Annotated in this window: 15 protein-coding genes and 1 tRNA gene; 8 read left to right on the top strand and 8 right to left on the bottom strand. The window is 57.2% G+C overall.

Translation table 11 applies throughout. The features are described 5' to 3' along the window. Nucleotides 1-7: 7 nt before the first annotated feature. Both G8764_RS13745 and G8764_RS13740 read right to left on the bottom strand, forming a co-directional pair. Nucleotides 8-1,264 carry an exonuclease SbcCD subunit D C-terminal domain-containing protein gene (locus G8764_RS13745; protein ID WP_166165220.1) on the bottom strand — a complete coding sequence of 419 codons (1,257 nt, stop codon included), beginning with the start codon at nt 1,262-1,264 and terminating at the stop codon, nt 8-10. Nucleotides 1,265-1,539: 275 nt separating this feature from the next. Further along, complete coding sequence (locus G8764_RS13740; protein WP_166165219.1) at nt 1,540-2,904, bottom strand: glutamine synthetase family protein; 1,365 nt, start codon at nt 2,902-2,904, stop codon at nt 1,540-1,542. 235 nt (nt 2,905-3,139) lie between these two features. Here G8764_RS13740 and G8764_RS13735 point away from each other — a divergent pair, with 235 nt between their 5' ends. The 3 genes from G8764_RS13735 (at nt 3,140) to G8764_RS13725 (ending at nt 6,816) form a co-directional block, all read left to right on the top strand. Beyond that, the gene (locus tag G8764_RS13735) at nt 3,140-4,561 is read left to right on the top strand and encodes an aldehyde dehydrogenase family protein (protein WP_166165218.1); all 1,422 of its coding nucleotides are present in this window, start codon (nt 3,140-3,142) and stop codon (nt 4,559-4,561) included. 10 nt (nt 4,562-4,571) lie between these two features. Then, nucleotides 4,572-5,969, top strand: a complete 1,398-nt coding sequence (locus G8764_RS13730) for an aminotransferase (protein ID WP_166165217.1) — start codon at nt 4,572-4,574, stop codon at nt 5,967-5,969. A 112-nt stretch (nt 5,970-6,081) separates the two neighbouring features. Next, a complete protein-coding gene (locus tag G8764_RS13725; RefSeq protein ID WP_166165216.1) occupies nt 6,082-6,816 on the top strand; it encodes a glutamine amidotransferase-related protein in 735 nt (244 codons plus the stop codon). 49 nt (nt 6,817-6,865) lie between these two features. Here G8764_RS13725 and G8764_RS13720 read toward each other — a convergent pair whose 3' ends face one another. Then, nucleotides 6,866-7,897, bottom strand: coding sequence for a tetratricopeptide repeat protein (locus G8764_RS13720; protein ID WP_166165215.1), 1,032 nt, complete (start codon nt 7,895-7,897; stop codon nt 6,866-6,868). A gap of 522 nt (nt 7,898-8,419) precedes the next feature. Between G8764_RS13720 and G8764_RS13715 the strand changes: the two genes are divergently transcribed. From G8764_RS13715 to secD, 5 genes are all read left to right on the top strand, one after another. Next, nucleotides 8,420-9,043, top strand: coding sequence for a c-type cytochrome (locus G8764_RS13715; protein WP_166165214.1), 624 nt, complete (start codon nt 8,420-8,422; stop codon nt 9,041-9,043). A gap of 64 nt (nt 9,044-9,107) precedes the next feature. Then, entirely contained in the window at nt 9,108-9,449 is a 342-nt protein-coding gene (locus G8764_RS13710; RefSeq protein ID WP_166165213.1) for a DMT family transporter, read from the top strand. 497 nt (nt 9,450-9,946) lie between these two features. Beyond that, nucleotides 9,947-11,122, top strand: coding sequence for a hypothetical protein (locus G8764_RS13705; RefSeq protein ID WP_166165212.1), 1,176 nt, complete (start codon nt 9,947-9,949; stop codon nt 11,120-11,122). A gap of 174 nt (nt 11,123-11,296) precedes the next feature. Beyond that, nucleotides 11,297-11,695 (top strand): hypothetical protein, encoded by a 399-nt coding sequence (locus tag G8764_RS13700; protein WP_166165211.1) that lies wholly within the window; start codon nt 11,297-11,299, stop codon nt 11,693-11,695. Nucleotides 11,696-11,772: 77 nt separating this feature from the next. Then, nucleotides 11,773-14,313 (top strand): protein translocase subunit SecD, encoded by a 2,541-nt coding sequence (gene secD, locus G8764_RS13695; RefSeq protein ID WP_166165210.1) that lies wholly within the window; start codon nt 11,773-11,775, stop codon nt 14,311-14,313. A gap of 103 nt (nt 14,314-14,416) precedes the next feature. Here secD and G8764_RS13690 read toward each other — a convergent pair whose 3' ends face one another. The 5 genes from G8764_RS13690 to alaS all read right to left on the bottom strand — a co-directional run bounded on the left by G8764_RS13690 (nt 14,417) and on the right by alaS (nt 19,935). Continuing rightward, entirely contained in the window at nt 14,417-15,124 is a 708-nt protein-coding gene (locus G8764_RS13690) for an alpha/beta fold hydrolase (protein ID WP_207951886.1), read from the bottom strand. 279 nt (nt 15,125-15,403) lie between these two features. Further along, nucleotides 15,404-15,493, bottom strand: a tRNA-Ser gene (locus tag G8764_RS13685). A 140-nt stretch (nt 15,494-15,633) separates the two neighbouring features. After that, a complete protein-coding gene (gene csrA / locus G8764_RS13680) occupies nt 15,634-15,822 on the bottom strand; it encodes a carbon storage regulator CsrA (RefSeq protein ID WP_166165209.1) in 189 nt (62 codons plus the stop codon). Nucleotides 15,823-15,955: 133 nt separating this feature from the next. Then, nucleotides 15,956-17,179 (bottom strand): aspartate kinase, encoded by a 1,224-nt coding sequence (locus G8764_RS13675; protein WP_166165208.1) that lies wholly within the window; start codon nt 17,177-17,179, stop codon nt 15,956-15,958. A gap of 131 nt (nt 17,180-17,310) precedes the next feature. After that, nucleotides 17,311-19,935, bottom strand: coding sequence for an alanine--tRNA ligase (alaS, locus tag G8764_RS13670; protein WP_166165207.1), 2,625 nt, complete (start codon nt 19,933-19,935; stop codon nt 17,311-17,313). Between the last annotated feature and the right edge of the window lie 72 nt (nt 19,936-20,007).

The raw sequence follows: 20,007 nt of genomic DNA, 5'->3' as shown, positions 1-20,007 counted from the left end.
CTGTGTATTACTCCGCCCGGGTATCGTCGTGCTGCAGGGACACTACTGTCTCCTGATAGGCGTGCAGTAACTCGGCGCGTTGCTCTTGCGGTACTTCGTGGGCATCGAGGCAGCGGGCAAACACGTCGTTCATGTCCAGGTCGTCCAGGGTTTCATCGGCGCCGCGCTGGGCCAATACCCGCTCCACAATGCGGCTGTTCTTGACCCGGATAATTTCCATGGCGGAGCTGCCCACGGCGGCATCCAGTTGCTCGCGCAGGTCGCTGATCACCGCCTCGCCCTCGTAAATGATTTCCACCCAGGCGCTGGATTCAAGCACGGCTAACTCCAGCAAGCGCGCCTGCAACTGTTCCCAGTTGCCCTTGATGCGCTCCAGCGGCTGGATTACCGGTACGTTGATAAGTTGCACTGCGGCGGCCTGGCGCTCAGTACCGGCTGCGCCCGGCGTGCGATCAAAGACGATCTTGCAGACGCTTTTTTGCTGTTTGGCCTCGCCGAAGCCCATGGCGATGGGCGAGCCGCTGTAGCGCATCAACTCGGAGCCGCCGACTTTTTGCGGTACGTGCAAGTGCCCCAGCGCCAGGTAATCGATGGCGTCGGGAAACAGGCTGGCAGTGACGTGAGCCAGGGAGCCGACGTAGAGCTCGCGTACGCCGTCCCCTTCCTCGGTTTTGCCGCCGGCGGTGAACAAGTGGCCAAGGGCAACGATGGGGATATGACGTCCCAGCTCGGTGCGCTGGCGCTCGGCCTCGGCCACGACCTCGGCGTAGTGATTGCGGATGCCGTCCACCAGTTTGCGCTCCTTATCCTCAATGCTCTCCCCCGCTTCGGCGACGCGGATATCCCGGTCGCGCAGGTAGGGCACGGCACACACAAGCAGTTCCGCCTCACCCCGGGCATCGGCCAGCAGCAGCACTTCATCGGCGGGGTTGTCGCAGGCGCTGCCAATCACGTGCACGTCCAGTGCTCGCAACAGTTCACGGGGTGCGTTGAGAAAGGTGGGCGAGTCGTGGTTACCGGCAACCACCACCACATGCCGGCAGGTGGACGTCGCCACTCGGCAGAGAAAGCGGTAATACAGGGCCTGGGCGCGATTGCTGGGGGCGCTGGTATCGAACACATCGCCGGCAATCAACAAGACGTCGATGGCCTGCTCGGTAATGGTATCCACCAGCCAGTTTAAAAAAGCCTCGAATTCCTCGTAACGTTTTTTGCCGTACAGGGTCTTGCCCAGATGCCAGTCGGAGGTGTGCAGTATGTTCATTTACTTCTTCCTGATTACCACTTTCAATAACTATCGGCTATAGCGGACATAAACTTTTTAGCCCGAGGGGCATCAGTCTTTCTCCCGGTCTGGCTCCAGGGCCTTGCTTTCAAGACTCGCCGTGCATCCGTCCCTGGAGGCTCCACGACAGCATCCTTGCTGTCGTGGGTCTTGCAAACAAGCCCCTGCAGCCAGCCCTACCTCAGTACCCATTAAGTAATTCTTTGCCATTCCAGATTGCTGTGTCATTGATTACTGCAGATTCCTGCAATCGATCAAACCGTGTTCAAGTAGGCGTCATACTCCATTGAGGTCACGGTGTTGTTGAACTGGTTGAGCTCCTGCCATTTGCTGGCACTGTACATTTTCTGCAGTGTGGGGTTCAACTGCTGGGCAATAAACCGGGATGCATCAAATCGCCGCAGCGCCTCCGGCCAAAAAGCGGGCAGGCTGGGCTTGTGGGTGCTGTAGGCGTCACCGACGGTGGGCTCCGGTGCCGCCCTCTTCTCGGTGATACCGACATAGGCACCGGCGAGGATGGCGGCCAGGGTCAGGTAGGCATTGGCGTCGGCGCCGGCGACTCGGTGCTCAATGCGCATGGCGCTGGTGTCACCTGCGGGCACGCGCAGGGCAACGGTGCGGTTTTCGTAGCCCCAGCACGGCGACAGCGGCGCGTGGTTGCCCGGTTGCAAGCGCCGATAGGAATTCTGGTTGGGCGCAAAGATGGCCATGCAGTCCGGCATGGTGTCAGCCAGACCGGCGATGGCGTGGCGCAACGTCGCACTGCCCGCTTCGCTGCCATTGTCGTAGACATTGGCGCCGGCGTCGTTGAGTAAACTGAAGTGCACGTGCATGCCGTTGCCCGCCGAGTCGGCAAATGGCTTGGCCATAAATGACGCCACCAGGTCATGCTTTTGCGCCACCTTTTTGATCAGGCGCTTTAACATCAGGGCCTGGTCAGCCGCGACCAGCGGGTCGTCGGTATGGTTGAGGTTGATTTCGTATTGCGAGGGGCCGCCCTCTTTGATCAGCGTGTCAACCGCCACCCCCAGCAGCGCCGCCGCGTCGCGCATCTCGTGAAAAACCGCTGCGTACTTCTCCATCAGGTCGAGGCTGTAGGTCTCTCCGCCCAGGGGCCGCTCCGCCTGGTTCCCGGTGTGCGCGGGGCTGCCATCGGCAGCGCGCGGCTGTTGCAACAAATGAAATTCCAGCTCGATGGCCACCACCGGGCGCAAGCCCAACCCCCGGTAGCGATCGCACACCTGTTGCAGCACTACCCTGGGGTCGCCGGCAAACGGCGTGCCGTCCAGGTTCGCCATGGACACCAGCATTTGCGCCGCCGGCCGCTCGGCCCAGGGCACCAGCGCCAGGCTGTCCGCCACGGGCAAACAGAGGCCGTCGGCATCGCCCGATTCAAACACCAACTCATAGACATCGCGGCCCCAGATATCCAGGCAGAGCGTGGTTATGGGAAGTTTGATACTGCCTTGTAGGGCATTCACCAGGCTCTCCCGGGGCAGCCATTTGCCCCGGTGCACCCCGTTGATATCCGCCAGGATCATCTCGATGGTATCCACTTGCGGATACTTGTCCAGAAACTGTTTGGCCTGGTCGGCAGCCGATAAGCTGGAAGCGTGCATATAGTTTTTCCTGTTTAGCCGGTGCCGGCTGATTACCCAAAGCTCTACACTACTGCTCGCCACAGCAAGTCACAACAGCCGTTTTCACACTGCCATACCCGGCCGTAAGGGTGGATGCCGGCTAACCACGCGATTTTTGCTGAAACCTCTGAAATACCCGATCCGGGCTATAGGGAACTGGCAGGCTTGACACTATACTAAATTAACAGTCATCAAGCCTGTTTGCGGATTTATTATGAACACAGACTATGAGCACTTCTACATCAACGGGCGCTGGGTAAAGCCCCTCAGCAACGCCACCTTCGATGTCATTAACCCGGCCACCGCCGAGGTGGCAGTGCGCATCCCGTTGGCCAATACTGCCGATGCAGAGAGCGCCATCAGCGCTGCCCGGGCAGCCTTCCCGACCTGGTCGCAAACCCCGGCGCGCGAGCGCCGTGACTACCTTATGGCCATCGCCGAGGAGATGGATAATCGCGCTGCCGACTTTGCCGCGGCGCTCAGCCTGACCATGGGCTGCCCCAGAAAGGTGGTGCCCTGGTTGCAGGTGTCCGGTAATTCCGCTGCATTTCGCAGCTTTGCCGAGCGCGCCTTGCAGATGGAGGCGGTAGAGCAGCGCAATGGCTTCAAGGTGCTGAAAGAACCGGTGGGTGTGTGCACCCTGATCAACCCGTGGAATTATCCCCTCAGCCAGCTCACCGGCAAGCTGGCGCCAGCCCTGGCCGCCGGCTGCACCGTGGTGTGCAAGCCGGCGGAGCAGACGCCATTGCAAGACCTGATTATGGCGGAGATTATCCATAAAGTGGGCTTGCCCGCCGGCGTCTTTAACCTGCTGCTCGGCGAGGGGGCCAGCCTCGGCCCAACACTGTGCAGTCACCCGGAGGTGGACATGGTGTCGTTTACCGGCTCAACTCGAGCCGGGGTAATGGTGTCCCAATACGCAGCACCAACGGTCAAGCGGGTGACCCTGGAGCTGGGCGGCAAATCACCCTATATCGTTACCGAAGACGCCGACCAACGGGCTGCAGTCAAAGATTGCGTCAACAAGGTGATGATCAATAGCGGCCAGAGCTGTAATGCCCCTACCCGTCTGTTTGTTGCCCGCAGCCGCTACGAAGAAGCGTTGGACATCGCCCGGAATGCTTGTGCCGCATGGCCCGTCGGAGCCCCTACGGACCCCAAAACCAAAGTCGGCCCCATGAGCTCTGAACGCCAGCGCCAGACGGTTCTGGACTATATTCGCACAGGTGTCGCCGAAGGTGCGCGACTGCTGACTGGCGGCCTGGAAATGCCAGCCGGAGTGGAACACGGCGCCTATGTAGCCCCCACCCTGTTTGCCGATGTCCGCAATGACATGAGCATCGCCCAGGAAGAAATTTTTGGTCCGGTTCTGTGCATCATCGCCTACGATGACCTGGACCAGGCGATCGCCATGGCCAACCACTGTCGCTACGGCCTGTCTTCCAATGTGTTCGCCGCCACCGAGGACGCTGCACTGGCGATTGCCAAACAGATCAAGGCCGGCCAGTGCTTTATCCAGGGCGGCAGCTTTAATGGCGAAGCCCCCTTTGGCGGCTACAAGCAATCCGGCAACGGCCGCGAGTGGGGTGACGAAGGTTTGCACGAATACTGTGAAATCAAAGCGGTTATCTCTTGAGTAGCAAACCATGAAAAAAACACCGGACTTTTTGCCCAGCCGCAGCACCACCGAGTGGCAAGAACTGGATAGTGCGGTATTCCTGCACCCCTTTACCAAACACGGTGAAATACGCAAGGCCGGTGCTCGTATTATCGATCGTGCGGAAGATATCTATGTTTACACCAACGATGGCGACAAGCTGCTGGACAGCATGTCCGGGCTCTGGTGCTGTAACCTGGGATATTCAACCCCGGAAATCAGTGCCGCGATTAACCAGCAGCTAGAGTACCTGCCGTTTTACAACAATTTTTTCCAGTGTGCCCATACCACGGCCATAGAAACTGCCAGGCGCCTGGTTGAGATTGCGCCGCCCCATATCAGCAATGTCTTTTTTGCCGGCTCAGGCTCTGAAGCCAATGACACCAATATCCGCCTGGTGCGCCGCTACTGGGATATCCAGGGCAAGACCACAAAACGCTACTTTATCGCCCGGGAAAATGCCTATCACGGCAGCAGCATTGCCTCGGCCAGCCTTGGCGGCATGGCGTTTATGCACGATCAGTTCGATACGCTTCCCTACGTTGAACACGTCATGCAACCCTATCAATTTGGTGAGGGCCTGCCCGGCGAGAGTGAAGAAGAGTTCGGTCGCCGTGCGGCCCGGTCGGTGGAAGAGAAGATTCTCGAGCTGGGTGCCGAGAATGTCGCAGCCATGATTGGCGAGCCGATTATGGGTGCCGGTGGCGTGCGCATACCGCCACCCAATTACTGGACGCTGGTGGCAGATATATGCAAACAGTACGATGTGCTATTGATCGCCGACGAAGTGATTACCGGCTTCGGTCGCACCGGTCACTGGTTCGCCAGCGAGTACTACAATATCCAGCCGGACCTGATCACCTTTGCCAAAGCGGTCACCAATGGCTACCAGCAATTGGGTGGCGTGCTGGTGTCCGACAAGGTGGCCAAAGTGCTGCTGGCCGACGAAGCTGAGTTTGCCCACGGCTACACCTTCAACGGTCATCCCGCCGCCTGTGCCGCGGCGCTAAAAACCATCGAACTGTTTCAGCGGGACAACATTCTCGCGCGGGTCCGCGACGATATTGGCCCCTGGTTCAAGCAGCGCTTCCTGACCCTTGGCGCCCACCCGCTGGTGGGGGAAGCCCGGGTGCTGGGTATGTTGGGCGCAATCGAAATCGTTATGGACAAGGCGACCCGGCAGCGATTTCCCAAGGGCATTAACGCCGGCAATATCGTCCGCGATGCAGTTACTCGCCACGGCCTGGTGATGCGCGCCGTCGGCGACACCATGATCTCGGCCCCGCCGTTAATTATCAGCAGGGCGCAAGTTGACGAACTGGTTGAGAAGGCGCTTAAGGGGCTCGATGAGGCCGGCAAGATTCTGGCGCAAATGCTGGAGCAATAGCTGGATTAATAGACCAGCCAATCGAGGTTAACGCCCGGCTCCAGGAGGACGATGGTATGAAATTTGGTGTTTTTCCGGCAAGACACTCACTAAACAGACAGGATTAACCACAGTGACATTAACCATTGGCATTCTGGAAACCGGCACTCCCCCAGCAGAATTGATCAACCAGTACAGCGGCTACGGCGCTATGTTCGTCGACCTGCTGGGCGGCGCAGATTCCAGCCTGAACTTTATCATCTACCCGGTGCGGGAAAACCGCTTTCCCGATTCAATCGACGCCTGTGACGGCTGGTTAATTACCGGCTCCAAACACGGCGTCTATGAAAACCTGCCCTGGATGTTGCGCTTACAAGAGTTTCTGCAGCAGTGCCAGAGTGCGGAAAAGAAAGTGGTGGGGATTTGCTTTGGTCATCAAATCCTCGCCGCCGCCATGGGTGGCAAGGTGGAAAAATTTGCCCAGGGCTGGTCCGTCGGCCCCCAGCAATACACCATTGACGATCCCGCCATGCTTGCAGACTTCCAGGCGACACACTTCTCCCTCAACGCCATGCACCAGGACCAGGTTGTGGTAGCACCACCCGGCAGCAGGACCATCGCCTCATCCAGTTTCTGCCGCTACGCGGGCCTCGCCTACGGCAATTGGGCCATCTCGCTGCAGGCACATCCGGAGTTTTCCGACAGCTATGAAAAGGCCCTGGTTGCCTTGCGTCGCCGCTCAGTAATACCTGAAGCCCTGGCCGACGCTGCACTGGAGCAGCTCGAGGGTAACGACTCGGTTAACGAGGGTGAACGCATAGCGCACTGGATTAGCCGGTTCTTCAAATACAAAGCCGGGGCGCACTAAAACGGCGAGGGTTACAAACTGGCCCGGTGAGCACTACAACGGATGTGCATTACAAACTGGCCTGCTGCACGAAATCCAGTTTGCCCTGATAGCGGGCCAACTCCTCGGCATTGGTGGCCAACTCCGTGGCCCGATGCAGTTGCTCGCTGCTGCGGGCATAATCCCCCAGCGAGTAATACAGGGATGCCAACTGCAGGTAAAAATCCACTTCATCTGCCTTTATTTTGATGGCTTTTTTGTACAACCCGATGGCGTGGTCCAGGTTGCCGTTGTCGATATCCAGCCGCGCCAACCGGGCCAGGTTGTAAGGGTTTTTGCGGCTGTAACGCTCGACCCGTTTGGCCAGTTTTTCGGCTTCCTTGTCACGCTGCTGGTGTAAATACAGCGCGTACAAATTGTTCAGGCTGGACATGTGTTTGCGATTGACTTTCAATGCAGTTTTGTAGGCTTGTTCGGCCGCAGCAAAATCGCCAAGCCTCTTGTTGACAACACCCAGGTTCGACCAGACAAAATCAATTTTTGGGTAGGTGTCGATGGCTTTCAGCAGGTAAGCCCGGGCCTCCGCGAGTGCCTGCTGCTGCAGCTTGTCGATCGCCAGGTTACTGTAAAACTCTGCCAAAACTCGCTCATCCGCAATGATTTCGGATTTCATCTGGCTGGTTTTTGCAGCGGAATAAACGTTGCTGAATTCGACAATCAATTTGTCATGCCCGCGGCCCAGCCAGACGATCACATTGAGGTGACCCGCCACCATATAAAAATCATCCAGGTCCGACCATTGCGGCGGCACTTCAACACTTTGGAAGCGTGCGTCGAGCCCGAGGTGACGGGCAGATGCCACATAGAGACTGGCCAGGGACAGGCAATTGCCGTAACCGGCATCGAATGTCTGTTGCGCTGAACCGGTGACGGCAAAATTGTAGCGGATATCGTAAAAGCCCTTGCCAAACAGAAACAGGTGCAGGCTCCTGGCCAGCGTCTCAGTACCTTTGACATGCCCCAGAGCCTTGTCGAGGATGGCTTTGGTGTTTTGATCCAACTCCAGCAGTGCGACATCCTCGATCTGCCGAGGGTCGACCAACCGGGGCTCTACCGGCAGTTGCTTCGGGACAGACTCCAACCCCTTGGCAAAACCCGACTGCGCTGGCAGCGTGCCAAGAAGAAAGATGACAGCAATAGCTATACTTTTAAGTTGCTGGCTATTCCACGTAGGGCAACTGAACATAGAACAACTGTACATAGGACAACCACCTGAATCTCCGCGGTTAATATCACGTCAATCCACAGTTCTTGCAGTCCTTCCTTGATAATGCCCACCTTGATTATTATGTCACTGTTCAAAGTTTGGGGCTGATTTCACTATACCACCTCCACACTGCCAAAGTGTGCCAGGGCAAGGATCAAAAAGTTAGTAAAGAACAAGCTGTTTAGGACGGTTTATTATAAACAGACTAATACAAAGCGCGGCTTGACGCTGGCTATTGGCTCTGTGGCTGTCACTGCAGCCGGATTCAGCACCGCCTCTTGATGTCAATCAACTTGTATAGAGTAGCCAGTGATATCATTATCATTGAGTTACTCAAAGATAATGGAGTGCACGCGGATGTGGAAAACAAAGATAAAACTATTACATCCACTCTTGTGCCCCGCAATCATTCTGGCACTGCAATCCTGTGCCACCCCACCCGACCCACTGGCAGATTTCAAAGCGCACACGCCCACCACGATCATGGAGGCGCCGGCACCCGGCAACAAGGTTTTGGCGGCGTACCCTGTGGCACAGGTCGAGCAAGGCAAATACCTGGTTGAATTACTGGGCTGTGGCAGTTGCCATACCGATGGCGCGCTTATCGGGATGCCCAACAGCGCACGCCGCCTGGCGGGTTCCCGGGTTGGTATCGCCTACTCCAACCCCCTGCTGGTAAAAAACCCGGGCGTATTATATGCGCCCAACCTGACTCCCGACGTTAACACCGGCATCGGTGCATGGAGTGACACCGAGTTACTGAACATGATTCGCCACGGTGTCGACCGCCACGGCAACAGGGGCCTGGCGGTTATGCCATTTCCCGCCTACACCCGGCTGAAGGACGCTGACGCCGGCGCTATCGTCGCCTACTTGCGCAGCCTGGACCCGGTGTCACACCAGGTTCCGGCTAACGTTGCCGAGGGCCGCAAGGCCCGGGAGATGTACATTCACTTTGGCGTCTATAGCAACAAACATTGATCTAAAATGCCAGAACCCGGAGCCGTATGGCGTGTGGGGCCAGCCATACGATGGAGAAACTCACATGTCACATTGGTTCTATCTGTCCATTGCAATTGTTACAGAGGTCATCGGCACTTCTTTTCTAAAGAGCTCTGAAGGCTTAACTCGACTGGTCCCATCTGCGGTGGTTATTGTCTCCTATGTCATATCATTCTATTTTCTCTCGATCTCCTTAAAAGCCATTCCGGTGGGTATCGCCTACGCCGTATGGGCTGGAGCCGGAACCGCTCTGATAGTCTTAGCAGGTTATATATTTTTCGGGCAAAAACTCGATTGGCCGGCCATTATGGGCATATGCCTGATCGTGGCTGGAGTGGCCGTAATCAATCTGTTTTCTAAAATTACAGACGCCAGCGGAGGCTAACCTAGTCAGGTGACGTGCTCTGTAGCCCCCGGGCGAAGCTGGCTATAGCGCCTGCACTTCCGTCACATCAACCCGTCAGCGCCCTGGCGGTAGTGCGCAATTGCCCAGCACGATAATCATTGCGGCAGCTGGTAATCAGCAGCTTGTGCATGGCCCGGATCATGTCGATAAAGAGCAATGTTCTCCAGACCGCCCCCTCGCAACTGCGACCCACAGGTTAGGGAAGAAAATAGCCATAATAATCCACCGTCTACATCCCTGCCGGTTGTCGATTTATTGCCAGATTATAGCGCATGCCGCAGAAATGCCCGACTACGACCACTGGACTAGAGCCAAAACCTGTAGAATCAACTACACCCGTTATATTGATGCCCAGGCCGGAACATGGGGTAGAGCCCCACCCCGTTATTCCGCCAGGTTATAGCGATAGAATAAGTGAACGACCGCTTTAGCACACTTACCCCAAACTCATCTCATTGCCCGACAGGAAAGCTGACATGCCAGCGATCAAACACCCCGCCGAAGCCCGGCTGTTTTCACTCAAGCAACGTCAGGCCGGTTTCGTAGCACTGGTGATTCTCGCTTTATTTGTCTTCTGGTCCGGCGTACTGGACCATCAAGCCGAAAAAATGGTGGATGACGCCCTGCTGGGGGCGGGTATTATTTACGCTACTGCCCGGGTTTTAAATGGCACCATTTCCGTGTTGCAGGAAATCGAAATAAGTATTGTCTTTGCCACCACCTCACCCTTTGAAATTCTCGACCCGCTAAACGATATTGTCGAGCGCTTCTCAGCGGCCATGACCTACGCGCTGGGCTCTTTGGCACTGCAAAAAATACTCTTGTACATTACCAGCAATAACATCTTTAATATTTTGCTGACCATTTCCGCCGCTGCCGCGGTTGCCACACTGGTTGTATGGCAACGGTATTCAGAGACGAGTAAAAAGGTGTTTTTCAGCCTGCTTATTCTGCGCGCCTCCATCGTCTTTATCATCCTCGGCAATACCCTGGTGGACAACCTGTTCCTCGCCGAGCAAGTCCGCGCCAACCAACGGCAACTGCAAAGCTTGCAAGACAACCTTAGCCAGGCGTCCGACGCCATCAAACAAGCGGACAAAAACCGCCTGAACGAGGAGGAAAACAACCAACTGCAGGCTGAAATCAATGCCATAAACGCGCGCATTCTGGCCTTGAACGCGGAGGTTGCTGCACGGCTCGCTCAAATAAAAGGCCATGCCGAATCCATCGAACAAGAGCGCAACAAATACAGCCTGATGGAAAAACTGAATGTCTTTGGCGACGACAATCCAACCATCGCCAGTGCGCGACGCAAAATGGCGAGCCTGCAACAAGACATCGACCAACGGTTAAGCAGGATTGAATCCCTGGAAGAACAGCGCAGCGCATTGAACGAAGAAATTGAGTGCCGCAAAACCCAAGCTGAAGGCGGCAGCTGTTCGATCTCGGACTGGTTCAACAAGAACGTGGGGCTGGGGGGCGCTGTACAGCGGGTAACGGACAATGTGAAAAACACGCTGGAAGCGGCGGAAGACAAAATTGGCACAATGATCGAGTTGATGGCGCTGATGTTATTGAAAACCCTGGTTTTGCCACTGCTGTTCTGGTGGCTGCTGTACAAGCTGTACAAACGCTTGTGGGCAATCGAGTGATAGGGTTGAGCAGTAAAGTACGATCCAGGATTTAGCACTTCTGCACCTTCTGTTGAGCCAACCAACAGGTCAAAAAATCCGTGGCCTGTACCCGGTAAACGCTATAAACTGGCGCCGGTTCGGATTCGAACCCATCTTATTCCTGCAGTAACACATTGCCCAATAACGGTTCCTATGCCCCTTGCTCACAGCCGACCGCTAAGCCCCGCACCACAGCGCGCCTCCATTGCGCCGTGGCAGCAGCTGCTTGCGCTACTGCTGTGCGTGGTGCTGAACGGGGTGACCCTGTCGTCGGCCCACACCAGTGGGGCAGCGCCACAGGCTCAAACCCTGGGCGAGCGACTCAGTCTCGCCAGCGGTTACGACCACCTGCGCACGGCGTTGACGGGTCAAAAGCAAGACCCCGGGGCCGATAATTCCTCCGAACCTTCGTCGCCAGACGCGCTCGGCGCAGCGCCGCAGCTGCCCGTCGCGCTGGTCGCCACTTCGCCACTGCAGGCACTGCCAACAGCGGCAACTCTGCTGGCGCGCCATTACCGGCTGCCACCGGCCCGCGCCCCACCCCTCGCCTGATCCTGTAACTCTACAAACACATTTTAGGATCAATTAGCCGCTCCCTGGCTGCGGGTACGGGCGGCAGAGGATTAGCCATGAAATCATTCAAGTCCCGGGCTGTGGTCTACAGCCTGGTCGTTGTGCTGGGCGTGCTCTGCGCACTGCCCAGCTTTTTACCTGCGTCGATGTCGGCGGCCCTGCCCGGCTGGTACAGCAACAGTCAGTTTAGCCTCGGCCTGGATTTACGCGGTGGTTCCCACCTGCTGCTGGAAATCGATCGCGATGCACTGTTCAGCGCCCACAATGAGCAGATTGCCGACAACATCAGCCAGGCCCTGCGCAGCGCTGGCTTGGCCCACAGCCCAGCGCAAGTGGCTGCGGCGGACATACGTTTCAGTACGCGCGCTGCCAGTACCACAGACGCCGCAGCCGGGGTTGTACGGCAAACCCTGAAGACCGGGGATAGCCCGAGCCAGTACCGGCTGCGACAGCAGGGTACCGAGTTGCGCCTCGAACTGCAGGACCATGCCCGACAGTCGCTGGCAGACGACGCCATCGAGCGCAGCCTCGAGGTATTGCGCAAGCGCCTCAATGAAACCGGGCTGGTGGAACCGAGTATCAGCCGCCAGGGTGGCGATGGCATCCTGGTGCAACTGCCGGGCGTTGAGGATCCACAGGCGATCCGCAAGATTCTCGGCACTACAGCGCAGATGACCTTTCACTGGGTTGTCTCCGCCCAGCACCGCGCCGCTGGGCCTGCCATGGTACGCAAAGATGACCTCGGCGAGACCTTTCGCCTGGAGCAACGGGTGGCACTCAGCGGCACCCACATTCACGATGCCCAGCTTGCCTTTCAACAACAAACCGGTGAGCCGGTGGTTACGTTTCGGCTCGACACTGCCGGTGCCCGCCAGTTTGCCGAGATGACGCGCAATAATATAGGTCGTCCGCTGGCGGTGGTGCTCGACGGCCGCGTCATTACGGCGCCGGTCATTCGCAGCGTGATTGGCGGTGGCAGCGGCGAGATCAGCGGTGCGTTCAGTGTATCTGAAGCGAGCAACCTGGCACTGTTGCTGCGTGCCGGCGCCCTGCCGGCAAAACTGCAAGTAATTGAAGAACGCACCGTGGGACCGGATCTCGGCAACGACTCGATCCAAATGGGCCTTGTCACCGGTGTGCTGGGTGCGCTGCTGGTACTGGCCTTTATGGTGGCAGCCTATGGTAGCTGGGGTTTAATCGCCTGCTTCGGGCTGGCCATCAACGTGACCCTGGTGTTTGGCGTACTGAGCCTGCTCGGCGCCACACTGACCTTGCCGGGAATCGCCGGCATCATCCTCACCCTGGGCATGGCGGTCGACGCCAATATTCTTATCAACGAGCGCATTCGCGAGGAACTGCGCCGGGGCCGATCGGCGCGCCTGGCGGTGCAGGAGGGCTTCAGTCGCGCCTACGGCACCATTCTCGACGCCAACGCCACCACCCTGATTACCGTCAGCCTGTTGTTCCTGTTTGGCAGTGGTCCCGTGCGCGGCTTTGCCGTCACCATCGGCATCGGACTCCTGACCTCGCTGTTTACGGCGGTTGCGGTCACTCGCCTGATTATGGAGTGGCGGGTGCAACAGCGCGGCCGCGGCGAGCAGAAGCCCTTGCGCCTTGCCCGGCCACGCTGGCTCGACGCACTCTGGCACCAGCCTCTCAACGTCATGCGCGGGCGGGTCATCGGGCTGGGGGTATCGGCGCTGCTGTCGCTCGCCTCGATTGCGCTGTTTATCCAACCGGGGCTGCAATATGGCGTCGATTTCAGCGGTGGCGTAGTCGCAGAAGTCAGGGCGCCAGGCGTGTCCCTCGAGGCCTTGCGAACCGGACTGGCACAGCAGGGCCTGGCGGACATCGCGCTGCAGGAGTTCGGTGGCAGCGACGAGTATTTGCTGCGCGTTCCGGTTGCGTCCGGCGAACAGGGCAACCAGGACGTAGCCTCGGGCACGGTGCTGCAAACGGTCAAGCTAGCGGTGTTGCAATTGTCGCCGCAGGCACAATTTGAACGGGTTGACCTGGTGGGCCCTAAAGTCAGCGGTCAATTCAGTGACGACACCATACTGGCGCTGCTGCTGGCGGCCGCTGGCCTGGTGGCTTACCTGTGGATCCGCTTTGAGACCCATTTTGCCCTGGCCGCCGCCCTTACCATTGCCCTGGACCTGACCAAGACCATCGGCTTCTTTGTGCTCGCCGGCGTCGAATTCAATCTCACCGCAGTGGCGGCATTGCTGGCATTGATCGGCTATTCGATCAACGACAAGGTGGTGGTGTTCGACCGCATCCGGGAGAACCTGCGTGCAACCCCCGAGCAACCCCTGCTGGAACTGCTCAACGACAGCATCACCGCGACCCTGTCGCGCACACTGTTTACGTCCTTTACCTCGTTCCTGGCGCTACTGCCGATGGCAATTGCCGGGGGCATGGCGGTTTCCAGCTTCGCGCTGCCGATGCTGTTTGGCATTGTTATTGGCACCAGTTCGTCGGTGTTTATCGCCGCACCCATTATCTATTACCTGGGGCAGCGGCGGCGAGACAGAGGCCTGGCGCAGTTGAGACCAACGGCTGCCGAAATCGACAGTCAACTGGCTCAGCTCCCGTAATATCCCCCCGGCCTCGCCGGGGGTGTTTACCATTGCTACTGGCGCTGGACTGTTATCCGCACAAACTCAATGCACCAAGGCGATCAAGTTGCTGGTTTGCACCTCAGTAAATCAGCATCAGTTGGTCATCCGCGGTGTATTTCTGCAATCCAAAGTGACCGTAGTAGTAGGTGTAGCTGTCTTGTTCACCCTCAATCTGGCTGGTGTGCCTGCCATTGACCATGCAGGTGCCCCAGGCACAGACAACCTGGTCGATCCAGCTTTTCATGCTGAACACCCGCTGCGCTATGGGCTTACCGTACAGCCATTGCAGGAACGGACTGCCGATGGAAGAACCCCACTTGCCGCAGGTAGAAGTCCACACGTTAAAGGGGTATACCCCGCAAGTCCAAACGCCCCGGTAAGCCCCGGCGATACCCACAAAGCTCTCCACCAGATCGTCAGCGCCAAGCTTTATCACCTGCTGAGCAGCGAGGGTCACGCCCATGGAATGGGCGATAATGTCGATTTTACCGGTGCAAGAACTTTCGATCGCAGCAACGATTGCCTCCCGCACTGGCACCTCTTCCCGGCCGTAGTGATTATTGATCGCCGGATTGGACACGCCCCAGGCTGGCGCGAAAATTTGTGCTTGCTGGTAGCCGCTCCACAACAACTTGTCGACAGTATTATCCCAACTTGACGGTGAAGATCCGTTGCCATGCACAAGCACAACGTTGTCGACGCAATATTGGGCGACAACTTTCTGCCCCATCAATGCAGTAACAATGAATAATAGAAAAACACGCAAGACTCGATATTGACTTGGCATAGCGGTCATTCCTTTATTAGTTTTTATGGAATCTGGAGCTATGGTTAATAGTAGACCCCGCTACTCGAGTGTCAATGACGGGTGGGTGTAGGTGGAAGAAGCGCCCGCTTTTACTTTTTTACTCTCTACTATTAATCAACTGTTGCGCGGATATCTGAGGTTACTGCTTGACGAACGCTCTTGGCATGGCCCGAAATGGGGTAGAGTCGGCGCTACGCGCCATGTTTGGCGCACAACGAAAAAAGGGCCTACCCTCGCAGGTAGACCCTTTTCGCTATATGGCGGAGAAGGAGGGATTCGAACCCTCGATACCCGTTAAGATATATACCCTTAGCAGGGGCACGCCTTCAGCCACTCGGCCACTTCTCCCGGTTGTTACCAGCTTGCTCAGGACTTTAAATGCCCTTCGGTAACGGAGCGGCATAATACCATATTCTTCTGATAATCAAAGACTTGGATAAAAATAAATTGCCTGGAATCGCGATAAAGATGAGAGTTTGGAGACTTTGTTATTTGGTCTCTTCGTCGTCGTCCTTTTCCCGCTGAATGCGCTGGTAAATTTCTTCCCGGTGCACCGCTATTTCTTTGGGGGCATTGACGCCTATGCGCACCTGGTTGCCCTTGACACCCAGCACGGTTACCGTGACATCATCCCCGACCATCAGGGTCTCACCTATGCGACGAGTTAAGATTAACATTTTTATATCTCCTTGGAGCATCCCTTCAACAACATAGACACCAGGATAGCGTCGTAGTTACTGAACCTGATCAATATTCGTTGCGCTGTTTAATAGACCGGCGCTATCAATGTAGCCCCGGCCCCGGTTTGTTTTAGACCTTGTCCAGGCCAAACGCTTTGTGCAAGCTGCGTACCGCCAGCTCCAGATAACGCTCTTCAATGATTACCGCAATTTTAATTTCACTGGTGGTAATCATTTGAATATTGATATTGTCTTCCGCCAAAGCGGTGAACATTTTTGATGCCACACCTGCGTGGGAACGCATACCTACGCCGACAATAGAGACCTTGGCGATTTTGTCGTCAGTGAGCACTTCACGAGCGCCGATTTCCCTGGCGACCTTCTCCAGCACCTTTTTGGCCTTTTCCATATCGTTGCGATGAACGGTAAAGGTCATGTCAGTGGTGGCATCTGCCGCGACGTTCTGCACAATAACATCGATTTCAATATTGGCCGCACCAATAGGCGCCAGAATTTTCGCGGCAACACCGGGGGTGTCCGGAACGCCGGCTACGGTGACTTTGGCTTCATCCCGGTTAAAGGCGATACCAGATATTAGGGGTTGTTCCATATCAGTGTAATCCTCATCGAGGGTAATCAATGTCCCGGGGCCGTCCTGGAAACTGTGCAACACTCTTAACGGCACGTTGTATTTGCCGGCAAATTCCACCGAGCGAATCTGCAACACTTTCGAGCCCTGGCTGGCCATTTCCAGCATTTCCTCAAAAGTAATCTTCTCCAGCCGGCGCGCGCCCGAGCAGATACGCGGATCGGTGGTATAGACGCCGTCCACATCGGTATATATCTGGCACTCATCGGCCTTCAGTGCAGCGGCCAGTGCCACACCGGTAGTATCCGAGCCACCCCGACCAAGAGTAGTGATATTACCCTCTTCGTCAACACCCTGGAAACCGGCTACTACCACCACTCGACCTGCATCGAGATCGGCACGCATCCGGGCGACATCAATATCCAGGATACGGGCCTTGGTATGTGACTGGTCAGTCAGGATGCGCACCTGTGACCCGGTATAGGAGCGCGCTTCATGACCGCGCTTTTTTAATGCCATGCTCAGCAGGGCAATAGTGACCTGCTCACCGGTAGATACCAGCACATCCATCTCACGGGGATCCGGATTGTCCTGAATCTCCTGGGCCAGGGCGATCAAACGGTTGGTCTCACCACTCATGGCCGAGACCGCGACAACGATGTCGTGGCCGGCTTCGCGGAAGGCGGCAACCTTGGCGGCCACCGCTTCGATTCTCTCGATGCTACCGACCGAGGTACCACCGTATTTCTGTACAAATAAGCTCATTGGTAACCTGTAAGCCCTAACAGATGCATGTGCGATTTTGGGCCGACATTAAACACCAAACTGGCACAAAAGTTAACATTATCGACACATTTACGTGATTTTTTTCACCACAATGGCGGAATTATAGCCCACTAGCCCAGCTGCGCTTCGACCCAGCCCGGCACCGACTCCAAAACCGCCGCCAAACTAGCGACATCGGTGCCACCACCCTGGGCCATATCCGGCCGGCCACCCCCTTTGCCGCCCAGCTTCGGCGCCACGAATTGCATCAGCGCACCGGCCTTGAGGCGATCGGTGGCGTCTTTGGAAACTCCCGCCACCAGCGATATTTTATCCCCTTCCACCGCGGCCAACAGGACCGCGCAGGTACCCAACTTGTTTTTCAGCTGGTCGACGCTGTCGCGCAGGGATTTCGGGTCGGCACCCTCCAGTTCAACGGCCAGCACCTTGATACCTTTAACCTCAATTGCAGAGGACAGCAAATCGCCGCTGGCGGCGGCGGCCAATCTGGCTTTCAGCTGCAACACTTCTTTCTCCAGCTGTCGCGCCTGGCCCACCAACTGGCCAACTTTATCCACCAGGGTATCCGGACGCCCTTTCACCAACTGGGCCACGTTTTGCAGAACGGCGTCGTTGCGATCCACCAGGCGCAGGGCATTTTCACCCGTCACCGCCTCGATCCGGCGCACACCGGCAGCCACACCGGATTCAGACACAATCCGGAACAGGCCAATATCGCCAGTGCGGGCGACGTGAGTACCGCCGCACAACTCCACCGAGTAGCTTTCACCCATGGACAGAACCCGCACTTCGGCACCGTATTTTTCGCCAAACAGCGCCATGGCACCCTTGGCCTTGGCCGCGTCCATATCACACAATTCTGTCTTAACTTCGCTGTTACCGAGGATCAGCCGGTTGACTTGCAACTCTATGGCCTTGATCTGCTCCGGCTGCAGCGCCTCGAAATGGGAGAAGTCAAAACGCAACCGCTCGGAATCCACCAGCGAACCTTTCTGGGTAACGTGTTCACCCAGGGTATTCCTGAGCACGGCGTGCAACAGGTGGGTGGCCGAGTGGTTGAGCGCGGTAGCCTTGCGCACCTGGCTATCGACTTCTGCCTGCAGCTTATCGGACTTGCGCACCACGCCGCTCAGCACCACACCCTGGTGCAGGTGATTGTCACTCTCCTTGCTGCAATCGCGTACTTCAAACCGCGCCGACGGCCCACTCAGGTAACCGCAATCCCCCACCTGGCCACCGGACTCGGCGTAAAACGGGGTCTGGTCGAGGATCACGACACCCTCTTCGCCCTCGTTCAATTGATCCACCTCGGCGCCGTCCTTGAGCAGCGCCACTACCTTACCCTCGCCCGCCAACTGGCTGTAGCCGGTAAAGTCGGTCTTGCCGTCCAGCTTGAGCCCGGCGGAATAATCCATCTTGAAGGAGCCGGCGGCGCGAGCCCTGGCCCGCTGCTGCTCCATGGCTTTTTCATAACCGGCCTCATCGACCCCCAGATTGCGCTCGCGGGCAATATCCGCGGTCAGGTCGAGGGGAAAACCGTAGGTGTCATAGAGGGTAAAAACCACTTCCCCCGGCACCACGTCGCCCTGCATCTCATCCAGTGCTGCCTCGAGCACCGACATACCCTTGTCGAGGGTCTTTTCAAATTGCTGCTCTTCGGCCAGCAGCACCTTTTCCACCTGGGCTTGCTGCTTCACCAGCTCCGGGTACGCCGCGCCCATTTGCTCCACCAGGCCGGCCACCAATTGGTGAAAAAACGCCTGCTTCTGGCCCAGCTTGTGACCGTGACGAATGGCGCGTCGAATAATACGGCGCAGGACATAGCCCCGCCCCTCATTGGAGGGCAACACCCCGTCTACCACCAGGAAGGTGCAGGAGCGAATATGGTCGGCGATGACCCGCAGGGATTTGTTTTCCAGGTCCGCCGTGCCGGTTTTGGCAGCGGCATCCTTTAACAGCGCCTGGAACAGGTCGATCTCGTAATTGGAATGCACGTTCTGCATCACTGCCGCGATCCGCTCCAGTCCCATGCCGGTATCTACCGAGGGCTTGGGCAGCGGCGCCATTTGGCCATCGGCGCTGCGATTGAACTGCATAAAGACCACGTTCCAGATTTCAATAAAGCGGTCGCCGTCCTCCTCCGGCGAGCCGGGCGGCCCGCCCCAGATATCCGCGCCGTGGTCGTAAAATATTTCGGTGCAGGGACCGCAGGGACCGGTATCCCCCATCGCCCAGAAGTTGTCTGACTTGTAGCGCTCGCCCTGGTCGCCGATGCGGATAATGCGCTCGGCGGGCACCCCAACCTGGTCGTGCCAGATGGAGTAGGCCTCATCATCTTCCTGGTAGACAGTAACGGTGAGCTTTTCGGCGGGGATATTGAGCCACTCAGGGGAGGTGAGGAATTCCCACGCAAACAGGATGGCATCCTGCTTGAAGTAGTCGCCAAAGCTGAAATTGCCCAGCATTTCAAAAAAGGTGTGATGGCGCGCGGTGTAGCCCACGTTCTCCAGGTCGTTGTGCTTGCCGCCGGCACGCACACAGCGCTGGGAGCTGGTGGCGCGCTTGTAGCTGCGGACATCGTCGCCGAGAAAAACATCCTTGAACTGCACCATGCCGGCATTGGTAAACAGCAGGGTCGGGTCATTGCCAGGCACCAGCGAGCTGCTGGCGACCACCTGGTGGCCCTTACTCTGAAAAAAATTTAAAAATGCGTCGCGAATTTCTGCGCTTTTCATAGGTCTCGATCCGAAAACTGGGCAAGTGGCAAGCAGCCATGCCGCTCACCGAAAAGCGCACAAGTATATAAG

Source organism: Pseudomaricurvus alcaniphilus (assembly GCF_011440395.1).
GTDB lineage: Bacteria > Pseudomonadota > Gammaproteobacteria > Pseudomonadales > Cellvibrionaceae > Pseudomaricurvus > Pseudomaricurvus alcaniphilus.
Note: the sequence above shows the minus strand (reverse complement) of the source record. Positions and strands in the feature narration are given on the sequence as shown.

Coding starts and splice junctions, on each gene's coding strand:
- G8764_RS13745 (WP_166165220.1), bottom strand. CDS start 1,264: ATGAACATACTGCACACCTCCGACTGGCATCTGGGCAAGACCCTGTAC.
- G8764_RS13740 (WP_166165219.1), bottom strand. CDS start 2,904: ATGCACGCTTCCAGCTTATCGGCTGCCGACCAGGCCAAACAGTTTCTG.
- G8764_RS13735 (WP_166165218.1), top strand. CDS start 3,140: ATGAACACAGACTATGAGCACTTCTACATCAACGGGCGCTGGGTAAAG.
- G8764_RS13730 (WP_166165217.1), top strand. CDS start 4,572: ATGAAAAAAACACCGGACTTTTTGCCCAGCCGCAGCACCACCGAGTGG.
- G8764_RS13715 (WP_166165214.1), top strand. CDS start 8,420: ATGTGGAAAACAAAGATAAAACTATTACATCCACTCTTGTGCCCCGCA.
- G8764_RS13710 (WP_166165213.1), top strand. CDS start 9,108: ATGTCACATTGGTTCTATCTGTCCATTGCAATTGTTACAGAGGTCATC.
- G8764_RS13705 (WP_166165212.1), top strand. CDS start 9,947: ATGCCAGCGATCAAACACCCCGCCGAAGCCCGGCTGTTTTCACTCAAG.
- G8764_RS13700 (WP_166165211.1), top strand. CDS start 11,297: ATGCCCCTTGCTCACAGCCGACCGCTAAGCCCCGCACCACAGCGCGCC.
- secD (WP_166165210.1), top strand. CDS start 11,773: ATGAAATCATTCAAGTCCCGGGCTGTGGTCTACAGCCTGGTCGTTGTG.
- G8764_RS13690 (WP_207951886.1), bottom strand. CDS start 15,124: ATGCCAAGTCAATATCGAGTCTTGCGTGTTTTTCTATTATTCATTGTT.
- csrA (WP_166165209.1), bottom strand. CDS start 15,822: ATGTTAATCTTAACTCGTCGCATAGGTGAGACCCTGATGGTCGGGGAT.
- G8764_RS13675 (WP_166165208.1), bottom strand. CDS start 17,179: ATGAGCTTATTTGTACAGAAATACGGTGGTACCTCGGTCGGTAGCATC.
- alaS (WP_166165207.1), bottom strand. CDS start 19,935: ATGAAAAGCGCAGAAATTCGCGACGCATTTTTAAATTTTTTTCAGAGT.